This is a genomic window from Halomonas sp. 141 (assembly GCF_002810305.1).
In the GTDB taxonomy this organism is placed as follows: domain Bacteria; phylum Pseudomonadota; class Gammaproteobacteria; order Pseudomonadales; family Halomonadaceae; genus Vreelandella; species Vreelandella stevensii.
In genome coordinates, this window is the sequence record NZ_PINZ01000067.1 from 1 (window position 1) to 9,456 (window position 9,456).

A 9,456-nucleotide genomic window follows, 5' to 3' on the forward strand; every position below is an offset into this window, starting at 1 on the left:
AGTCAATCTGGCACCGCTACGCGGTGCGCGCTTGTATCACCGCCCGACTGGGCGATGCTTTACGCGCTGTTTGGTAACGCCATTGGCGACCAGCCCTGGCAAGCGCTGCACGGTGAAGTGGGGCGCGGCGATGTGGTCCCGTTGGAAACGATACTCGACTGGCTCGAAGAGCGTTATATTGGCGATATTCTGGAAATCGAGATCGACCGGGACGACGGGCTGGTGGAGTATGAGATCAAGATGCTGTGGCCCCAGGGGCAGGTGGTCGAGTTCGAATTCGATGGTCACAGTGGCCAGTTGATGAAGATCGAAGGTGTCCGCATTCGCGAGATGCAGCGTAACCCATGAAAGGATGGCATGATGAAGTGTTTGCTGGTAGAGGATGACCAGGCGCTTGCACCCGTGCTGGCCGCGCGGGCCTGAAGGAGTAACGATGATCGACGTCACCGAAACACTGCCTGACGTACTGGTGGGGCCGCTGCTGCGTCGCTTGTCGCCGTCACGCCTGGTGATGTGGCTGGTGGCCACGCGACCGCTGGCTCTCCAGCTGGTTCTGTTTCCGGACACCCCCGACCAGCAAACCTACCCACTGTCTCGCCAGGATCACCAATGCGTGGCCATCGGCGAGCGGGCCTACCTGTACTGCATCGACCTGAGCTTGCCCAGGGCACTGCCCACCGATACACGCATCGCCTACGACCTGCAGGTACAGAGCCACCAGGGCGTATGGCAGCGCCTTCCCGAGTGGGCACCGTGGTTATGTCACGCCGGGCAGGCCTACCCGGCCTTTGTGCTGGCATCGCGTCACCACCGCCTGATGCACGGCTCCTGCCGCAAGCCCCACCACGACAGCCCCGATGGTCTGGTGCGTGCCGATGCCTGGCTGGCCGAGCGCCAGGAAGCCCCTGGCGAGTGGCCTGCCTGGCTATTGATGACCGGTGACCAGGTCTACGTGGATGACGTGGCAGGCCCCACTCTTCGCGCCGTGCATGCACTCATCGCCCGGCTGGGGCTGGCCGATGAGCAGTTGGAAGGCGCGACGGTGAACGATAGCCAGGCGCTCTATGCGGCTCCCGAAACCTATTATCATCGCGAGTCGCTGCTGCCGGATGTCACCAGCAACGCGGCCCTGCGCGAGCGCTTCTTCGGCGGGGTAAAAAAGCCGGTGTTCACCTCGGCGCACGCCCAGAACCACCTGATGACCCTTGCCGAAATGCTGGCCATGTATTGCCTGGTCTGGTCGCCGACTCCTTGGCAGATCATTGCGCCCACGCCTCCCGAGCTGGCCGAGCAGGAGGCCGAAGCGTACCGTACCGAACAGGCGGTCATCGATGCCTTCGTGGCAGGGCTGCCCCAGTGTGCGCGGCTGATGGCCCACGTGCCCAGCCTGATGATCTTCGACGATCACGACGTCACCGATGACTGGAACCTGACCGCTGATTGGGAGCGCTGTGCTTATGGGCATCCGTTCTCCAAGCGCATCATTGGCAACGCGCTGGTGGCCTACCTGCTTTGCCAAGGGTGGGGCAATGCCCCGGACAAACTCAACCCGCTGATGCATCAGGTCGGTACGTTGTTCGATGGGTCGGGCACCTTGAGCCCCCAGGCCCAGGACAGCGTGATCGAGCGGCTTCTGCGCTTTCAAGGGTGGGAGTTTCAGGTGCCAGGCGCCCCCGCGCTGATCGTGCTCGATACCCGTACGCGCCGCTGGCGCAGTGAGCGCAACCCCAAACGGCCCTCCGGGCTGATGGACTGGGAGGCGCTCATGGAGATGCAGCAGGCGCTGTTGGGCACCCCCAGCGCGGTGATCGTCTCGCCTGCCCCGATGTTCGGGGTCAAGCTGATCGAGGGCATTCAAAAGCTGTTTACCCTGGCCGGCAAGCCGTTGATGGTGGATGCCGAAAACTGGATGGCCCATCGCGGTGCCGCCAGCGTGCTGCTGCACATCTGGCGGCACTCCAAGACACCCGGCAACTACGTGATCCTGTCGGGGGACGTGCACTACTCCTTTGCCTACGACATCGTCGTACGCGGGCAGGAGCAGGCCCCGCATCTGTGGCAGATCACTTCCAGCGGCGTGAAAAACACCTTCCCTCGGCGGCTGCTGGATACCTTCGACCGGCTCAATCGTTGGCTATACGCGCCGCTGTCGCCGCTCAACTGGTTTACCCAGCGGCGCAAGCTCAGCATCTACCCTCGGGCCCCCGAGCAGGCCAGCGCTGGCGAGCGGCTGTGGAATGCCAGTGGGATAGGCCTGGTCAGTCTCGACGAGAACGGTCGTCCCACCGATATTCGTCAGTTGGATGCCCGCGGTGGCGACGCGGTGTTTCCGCCGCCGGACATCCCCGGCATGAAGGGGTCAACCGATGGTTCGTCATGAAAATGTCATGTAAATGACGCACGCTTGCTGCCCTGGCACCTTCCTGATGGAGTTGACAAGTCATAGGGATCGTTGACGTTTGACAGGGCAGCAGGCACATGACCGCACAAGAAACTCAGTGGCTTAACCAGATTATCGCGGCAGAAGAGCTGCACGTACTTTTTCAGCCCATTGTCGATGCCAATCAGCAGGCCATTTATGGCTACGAAGCGCTGATTCGTGGCCCCAGCACCTCTCCGTTGCATTCACCGCTAAGGCTGTTCGACGTGGCGACCCAGGCCGGGCTGCTGGTGGAGCTGGACCTGCTTTGCCGACGGCTCGCCATTCGCCGTTTTGCCGAACTCGCACTCCCTGGGCTGCTGTTCCTCAACGTCATGCCGCTGACCATCGTCGAGCGTGATTTCCGCGAGGGGCTGACGCTGGGCTTCATTCAGGAGAGTGGCCTGCCGCCTGAGCGGGTGGTGATCGAGCTGACCGAGCACGTGCCCATCCACGATTACGACCTGATGCGCCAGGCGGTGGCCCACTACCGCGACATGGGGTTTCAGGTGGCCCTGGATGACCTGGGGGCCGGTCACTCCAGCCTGCGCCACTGGGCGGAGCTGCGCCCGGATTTCGTCAAGCTGGACCGCCATTTCATTTCCGGCATCGATCAGGAGCCCGCCAAGCGGGAGTTTCTGCGCTCGATACTGGACGTCGCCAAAAGCCTCGACTGCCAGCTCATCGCAGAAGGGGTCGAAACCGCGGCAGAGCACCTGTGCCTGTGGGAGCTGGACCGTGGATTGGCGCTGTTGCAGGGCTTCTACTTCGCACGTCCCAGCGTTCAGCCGCCTGTTCAGCTCAATACGCTGCTGCCCGCCACCACGCAATTGAAAACCCCCGCCGGGCGTACGGCGCATACCGTCCTGCGCAGCGTGGAGGCCGTGGCGCCCAGTGTGTCAGTGCCCACATTGGCGGAACGGTTTCGTGAAACGCCGCATCTGCGCTGCGTGGCCGTGATCGAACAGGGCGTGCCCATTGCCGTGGTGCGGCGCAACGGGTTCCTGACGCTGTTCACCAACCCTTATAGCCATTCGCTGTACGCCAAGCGCTGCGTGCTGGACATCGCCGATCGCAAGATGCTGGTGGCCGCCGCCGACATGCCCTTGGAAACGCTGAGCCAGCAGCTGACCGACAGCCGCGACATCGAACAGGAGGACTTCGTCATCGTCGATGGCGAAGGGCAGTATCTGGGTATGGGCAATATCGTCGATTTGCTGCGCGAGATCACCGCCATCCAGGTGCGTCAGGCGCGCCATGCCAATCCGCTCACCGGGCTGCCCGGTAACATCCTGATCAATGAAACCCTCACGGCCTATCTGAGCCAGGGCAATGGCTTTGCCGCTGCCTACGTGGGTCTGGATAATTTCAAGGCGTTCAACGATGCCTACGGCTATGCCCGCGGGGACCATGTGATCATCTCGCTGTCGCGGCTGCTGCAGGCTCAGGTGGAAAGCGCGGGGGGCTTCATCGGGCATATCGGTGGCGACGACTTCATGATGCTGTTACCGCTGGAGCACTGGGAGGGCGTGTGCCAGCAGATTCTGGCCTCCTTCGAGGCCATGGCCCCGAGTTTCTACGAAGGAGAGGACCGCCAGAGAGGCGGGCTTTCCATCGAAAGCCGTCAGGGAGGCGTCAGCTTTTTCCCTTTCGTCAGCGTGTCGGTAGCCGTCAAGCCCATCAGTGACCCGGGCCACTGCAAGGCCCTGGACATTGCCAGCCAAATCTCCGAACTCAAGCATCAGGCGAAGAAGATTGCCGGGAACAGCCTGTTCGTGGAACGGCGTGGCTGCTGCGTGGGGCAGTGAGCCGACAGGGCGGCAGTCCGTTCACGCGGGTGTCATGTAGACGTCACGAAGTTGTCATCCGCCAGACTCGCCGCTGTCATCCTGGGGCGTCAGGATACATCCACCTCTTCACTACCCCGTTAGGTGATCCATGCAATCCTCTCGTCTCTCTACCGTGTCACTCTCGCGCACCCTGATCAGCGCTGCCGTTGCCAGTGCCTTCGCTTTCAGTGCGATGAATGCGGCTGCCGATCTCTCTTCACGCTACGTGGACAACGATGGCGACATGGTGGCCGATATCCCCAGCGATGAGTCTCGGTGGGTCGATCCGGACACGCTGGTCTTTGCTTACACGCCGGTTGAAGATCCGGCAGTCTACGCCGACGTATGGGCGGGTTTCCTGGATCACCTGAGCGAAGCGACGGGTAAACGCGTTCAGTTCTTCCCGGTGCAGTCGAATGCTGCCCAGCAGGAAGCGCTGCGCGCTGGCCGTCTGCACGTGGCGGGCTTCAACACCGGTGGCGTACCGGTGGCGGTCAACTGTGGCGGCTTCCGTCCCTTCGCCATCATGGCGGCCGAAGATGGCAGCTACGGTTACGAAATGGAGATCATCACCTACCCCGGTAGCGGTATCGACGGCATGGAAGACCTGCAGGGTCGTCAGTTGGCCTTCACTTCCGAAACGTCCAACTCGGGCTTCCGCGCACCGTCCGCGCTGCTGCGCTCCGAGTACGGTCTGGAAGCCGGTGATGACTTCGAAACGGCTTTCTCCGGCTCCCACGACAACTCCATCCTGGGCGTCATCAACAAGGATTACGATGCGGCGGCCATTGCCAACTCCGTTGCCCATCGCATGCTGTCACGGGGTGTCATCAACGAGGGCGATTACGAGGTGATCTACACCTCCGAAACCTTCCCCACCACGGCATACGGCACCGCCCACAACCTGACGCCCGAACTGCAGCAGCAGATTCAGGATGCGTTCTTCAGCTACGACTGGGAAGGCACCGCCCTGCAGGCGGAGTTCGAGAACTCTGGCGAAGCGCAGTTCATCCCCATCAGCTATGAAGAGCACTGGTCGGTCATCCGCACCATTGCCGATGCCAATGGCGTCACTTACGACTGCGATTGATTCCAGCGCTGCGTGACCCTGTCGGCCAGGAGGGCAACCTTCTGGCCGACGCGTTATGGAGTCGAGTCAGCTGTTTTCGAAAAAGCTGTTTTTGAATCAATTGTCTTTGAATCGATGTTCTACACAAGCGTTTTGAGCGACAAGCAAACGAGGCACTCCCCATGTTGACACTCACTGGCGTTGGCAAGCGTTACCCGACGGGCGACCGCGCGCTGACCGATATTCACCTATCGCTGCCCAAAGGCCAAGTGATGGCGCTGATTGGGCCATCGGGTGCAGGCAAAAGTACCCTGATCCGCTGCGTCAATCGTCTGGTGGAGCCCAGCCAGGGCAGTATCCGCCTGGAAGAGACCGAACTGACCAAGCTGTCGGGCAGCCGCCTGCGTCACGCACGTCGCTCCATGGGCATGATTTTTCAGGAATATGCCCTGGTCGACCGGCTGACCGTCATGGAAAACGTGCTGTCGGGCCAGCTGGGCTATGTCGGCTTCTGGCGCAGCTTCTTGCGCCGCTACCCCCAGGAAGCCGTTGCTGAAGCATTTCGCCTGTTGGAGCGGGTGGGCTTGCCCCATGCCATCGACAAGCGCGCCGACGCGCTGTCGGGTGGCCAGCGCCAGCGTGTCGGCATCGCCCGCGCACTGCTGCAAAGCCCCAAGTTATTGCTGGTGGATGAGCCCACCGCCAGCCTGGACCCCAAAACCTCGCGCCAGATCATGCGTCTGATTCGCGAGCTGTGCGCCGAGCGCGAGCTGGCTGCCATCATCAACATTCATGACGTGGCTCTGGCGCAGCAGTTTGCCGACCGCATTGTGGGCCTGCGTGCCGGACAAATCGTCTTCGACGGCAAGCCCAGCGAACTCACCAGCGAGATCCTCACCACCATCTATGGGGAAGAGGACTGGGACACCACGCCCGAGCCCGCCTACGAAGAAGATGAGCCATCGCAGGTAGCCCTTGCGCCCACATCGGCAGCGCCCACGTCGGCAGCCAAAGCACACCATGACGCGCGGCCGCTCGCCCAGGTCGCCAGTGGAGGCGCGCTATGAGCACGGCAGACGCCACGGCGCGCCAGCAAGCTGCGCGCCAGGGTCAGTGGCGGCGTTTGCCGCTGATCGAAAACCCACGGCTGCGCTGGGGCCTGGCCATCGGTGTGGTGGTGTATCTGGTGCTGGCGCTGTCGTCGGTGCAGGTCAACTGGGCGCGGGTGGCGGAAGGCTCCGGCCGAGCGCTCAACTTTCTAGGGGCTTTTTTGCAGCCCGATTTCCTCAGTCGCCAGAACGACATCATCGCCGGGCTGATGGAAAGCCTGACCATGACGCTGACCTCCACCGTGATCGGCGTCTTGCTGGCGATCCCGGTAGGCCTGGGCGCGGCACGCAACATTGCCCCGCTGCCCATCTATACCCTGTGCCGCGCCATCATTGCCATCTCGCGGACGTTTCAGGAGATCATCATCGCCATTCTGTTCGTGGTGATGTTCGGCTTCGGGCCGTTTGCGGGCATGCTGACGCTGGCCTTCGCCACCATCGGTTTCATGGCCAAGCTGTTGGCAGAAGATATCGAGGACCTGGACTGGAAACAGGTCGAAGCCGTGCGTGCCACGGGGGCAAGCTGGTGGCAAACCATGAACCATGCGGTGCAGCCGCAGGTGATGCCGCGCTTGATCGGGCTCTCCATGTACCGTCTGGACATCAATTTCCGTGAATCGTCGGTGATCGGCATCGTCGGCGCGGGGGGCATTGGCGCCACGCTGAACACCTCGCTGAGCCGTTACGAATACGGCACGTCGGCGGCGATCCTGCTGATCATCATTGCCATCGTGCTGATGAGTGAATACGCCTCCAGCCATGTGCGCCGCTGGACCCAGTAGCGCTGCGATGCTTTAACCCGTAAAGGAAATTTCCATGCCTGTTTCGAGTTCCCCTCAAGGCGTGCCGCAGTGGCAGCGGCGCACCACCCGTGCCCAGTGGCTCCAGTATGTGGCCTGGCTGGCAGGTGTCTGCCTTTTCCTGCTCTGCTGGAAAGTGATCTCCGACAACACCATGTGGGTGTTCGTGGAGGATGCTGGCCGCCAGGGCAGTGACCTGATCAACCGCATGATGCCGCCCCGCTGGGAGTATGCCAGCGTCCTCTGGAAGCCCATGTGGGACACCCTCAACATCGCCACGCTAGGCACCGCGCTGGGCATCGTCATGGCGTTCCCGGTAGCTTTTCTGGCGGCTCGCAACACGACGCCCCACCCGCTGGTGCGCAGCCTGGCGTTGACCATCATCGTTTCGTCACGCTCCATCAACTCGCTGATCTGGGCGATGCTGCTGGTGACCATTCTCGGCCCCGGCGTGCTGGCGGGCATCATTGCCATTGCGCTACGCTCCATTGGGTTCGTGGGCAAGCTGCTCTATGAAGCCATCGAAGAGATCCACCCCACGCCCGTCGAGGCCATCAGCGCTACCGGGGCGAGCCGCCTGCAGGTGATGAACTACGGCGTGTTGCCCCAGGTGATGCCCGCGTTCGCCGGTATCAGCGTGTACCGCTGGGATATCAACATTCGTGAGTCCACGGTGCTGGGGCTGGTGGGCGCAGGCGGCATCGGGCTGCAGCTCAACGCCTCGATCAACAGCCTGGCCTGGAATCAGGTCAGCGTCATCTTCGTGCTGATCTTTGCCACCGTGCTGGTGTCCGAGTGGGTCTCTGCCCGCGTGCGCCACGCCATCATCTGACCGGGAGATACCATGCGCTTTCCTGATGCCGACATCATGACCATCGACCTGATGCGCCACGGTGAGCCACTGGGTGGCCGCATGCTGCGCGGCAGCACCGACCACCCCCTCAGCGAAACCGGTTGGCAGCAGGCCACGGCGGCCGTGATGCGTCACACGGTCGATGGCAGGCCGCCGTTCGATGCCATCGTCAGCTCCCCCCTGGCGCGTTGCCATGAGTTTGCCTTGTGGTTGGGGGAGGAGTTCGACCTGCCCGTGCAAGTGGACGATGACCTGGCCGAGCTCTATCTGGGACGCTGGGAAGGCAAGACCCATGACCAGGTGTTTGCCGAGGAGGGGCACGCGCTGATGAACGCCTTCTGGCACGATCCCACCACGGCAGCGCCGCCGGAAGGGGAAAGCCTGGCGGCGCTGGATGCCCGGGTGAGTGAAGCGTGGCAGCGCCTGCTGAGCCGCCCGCCGGGCAAGCACGTGCTGGTGGTGGCGCATCTATTCGTCTGCAACGCGCTGCTGCGTCAGGTGATTGCCCAGCCGCTGACCCACGGGCTGGTGATGGACCTGCCTTACGCCGCCATGAGTCGACTACGCCACGAGCGCCATGCGCTGGGCGAAACGACCTTCGTGGAGTGGATCGGGCGCTGAGATGCGTTGCCTGATACGCCCTGACGGATGCTCTTCCGTATAGGCGGCTAGCGGGCACGCGTGACCTGGGCCATGATAGAGACACCCTATCGAGGCTTCTCAGGAGTGCCCCATGCCGTTTGCCCGCGTTTATTCCCTCCTGTCTCTGGCCCTGCTGTTAGTACTGGCCGGTTGTGCCAGCAAGGACGTGGCTCCCCCCGCCAAGCCGCCCGTGCAAGGGGGCATGTCACTGGAGCGTGCGCTGATTCTCTCTTACGCCCAGCAATCCATCGGCATTCCTTACCGCTTTGGCGGCAACTCACCGGATGGTCTGGACTGCTCTGGCCTGGTCGAAATGACCTACCGCGCAGCCGGATTACGTGTGCCCCGCACGGCGGACGGCCAGTACCGTGCTCTGCCACGGGTCGATACCCCCCGCCCAGGCGATCTGCTTTTCTTTGGCGAGGGCAGCAAGGCCACCCACGTGGGCATTTATGGCGGTAATCGTCAGATGATCCATGCCCCGGGCAGTGGCCGTGCCGTGGTCAGCGTTCCGCTGGATATCGACTACTGGCAGCAGCGCTTTCTGGGGGCGGCTTCAATGGCGCCTTGATTGGCGAGCCTGATGTACGTCAAGGTTTTCTTCTGAGGCCGCTATACACTCGCCGTGTTTTACTCATCCGCACTTAACCTGGTTTAAGGAAACGCTGCATAAATCCCGTCGGAGCTGCCTCATAGCCACCGACGAGGTAAAATCTGACCTGTCGTCCAACACCC

Annotated in this window: 9 protein-coding genes; all 9 read left to right on the plus strand. The window is 62.4% G+C overall.

Features of this window, described 5'->3' with window-relative positions:
• Nucleotides 1-54: 54 nt before the first annotated feature.
• The 9 genes from CWI66_RS16670 (at nucleotide 55) to CWI66_RS16710 (ending at nucleotide 9,292) form a co-directional block, all read left to right on the plus strand.
• Entirely contained in the window at nucleotides 55-348 is a 294-nt protein-coding gene (locus tag CWI66_RS16670) for a PepSY domain-containing protein (RefSeq protein ID WP_100732297.1), read from the plus strand.
• Nucleotides 349-433: 85 nt separating this feature from the next.
• Complete coding sequence (locus CWI66_RS16675) at nucleotides 434-2,380, plus strand: hypothetical protein (protein WP_100732294.1); 1,947 nt, start codon at nucleotides 434-436, stop codon at nucleotides 2,378-2,380.
• A gap of 98 nt (nucleotides 2,381-2,478) precedes the next feature.
• Nucleotides 2,479-4,227, plus strand: coding sequence for a bifunctional diguanylate cyclase/phosphodiesterase (locus CWI66_RS16680; RefSeq protein ID WP_100732295.1), 1,749 nt, complete (start codon nucleotides 2,479-2,481; stop codon nucleotides 4,225-4,227).
• A gap of 130 nt (nucleotides 4,228-4,357) precedes the next feature.
• Complete coding sequence (gene phnD, locus CWI66_RS16685) at nucleotides 4,358-5,338, plus strand: phosphate/phosphite/phosphonate ABC transporter substrate-binding protein (RefSeq protein WP_081138007.1); 981 nt, start codon at nucleotides 4,358-4,360, stop codon at nucleotides 5,336-5,338.
• Nucleotides 5,339-5,499: 161 nt separating this feature from the next.
• Complete coding sequence (gene phnC, locus CWI66_RS16690) at nucleotides 5,500-6,384, plus strand: phosphonate ABC transporter ATP-binding protein (protein ID WP_081138009.1); 885 nt, start codon at nucleotides 5,500-5,502, stop codon at nucleotides 6,382-6,384.
• On the plus strand, nucleotides 6,381-7,208 hold the full coding sequence (gene phnE / locus CWI66_RS16695) for a phosphonate ABC transporter, permease protein PhnE (protein ID WP_016915878.1): 828 nt from the start codon (nucleotides 6,381-6,383) through the stop codon (nucleotides 7,206-7,208). The genes phnC and phnE (CWI66_RS16695) overlap by 4 nt, the downstream gene beginning before the upstream one ends.
• 34 nt (nucleotides 7,209-7,242) lie before the next feature.
• A complete protein-coding gene (gene phnE, locus CWI66_RS16700) occupies nucleotides 7,243-8,058 on the plus strand; it encodes a phosphonate ABC transporter, permease protein PhnE (protein ID WP_100732296.1) in 816 nt (271 codons plus the stop codon).
• A 12-nt stretch (nucleotides 8,059-8,070) separates the two neighbouring features.
• Entirely contained in the window at nucleotides 8,071-8,700 is a 630-nt protein-coding gene (locus CWI66_RS16705; protein ID WP_039181483.1) for a histidine phosphatase family protein, read from the plus strand.
• Between the two features lie 112 nt (nucleotides 8,701-8,812).
• Complete coding sequence (locus CWI66_RS16710) at nucleotides 8,813-9,292, plus strand: C40 family peptidase (protein WP_016915881.1); 480 nt, start codon at nucleotides 8,813-8,815, stop codon at nucleotides 9,290-9,292.
• The last annotated feature ends 164 nt before the right edge of the window (nucleotides 9,293-9,456 follow it).

Excerpts from the sequence above, each read along its gene's own strand:
- CWI66_RS16705 (WP_039181483.1), top strand. The coding sequence starts at position 8,071 with ATGCGCTTTCCTGATGCCGACATCATGACCATCGACCTGATGCGCCAC.
- phnD (WP_081138007.1), top strand. The coding sequence starts at position 4,358 with ATGCAATCCTCTCGTCTCTCTACCGTGTCACTCTCGCGCACCCTGATC.
- CWI66_RS16710 (WP_016915881.1), top strand. The coding sequence starts at position 8,813 with ATGCCGTTTGCCCGCGTTTATTCCCTCCTGTCTCTGGCCCTGCTGTTA.
- phnE (WP_016915878.1), top strand. The coding sequence starts at position 6,381 with ATGAGCACGGCAGACGCCACGGCGCGCCAGCAAGCTGCGCGCCAGGGT.
- CWI66_RS16680 (WP_100732295.1), top strand. The coding sequence starts at position 2,479 with ATGACCGCACAAGAAACTCAGTGGCTTAACCAGATTATCGCGGCAGAA.
- phnE (WP_100732296.1), top strand. The coding sequence starts at position 7,243 with ATGCCTGTTTCGAGTTCCCCTCAAGGCGTGCCGCAGTGGCAGCGGCGC.
- CWI66_RS16675 (WP_100732294.1), top strand. The coding sequence starts at position 434 with ATGATCGACGTCACCGAAACACTGCCTGACGTACTGGTGGGGCCGCTG.
- CWI66_RS16670 (WP_100732297.1), top strand. The coding sequence starts at position 55 with ATGCTTTACGCGCTGTTTGGTAACGCCATTGGCGACCAGCCCTGGCAA.
- phnC (WP_081138009.1), top strand. The coding sequence starts at position 5,500 with ATGTTGACACTCACTGGCGTTGGCAAGCGTTACCCGACGGGCGACCGC.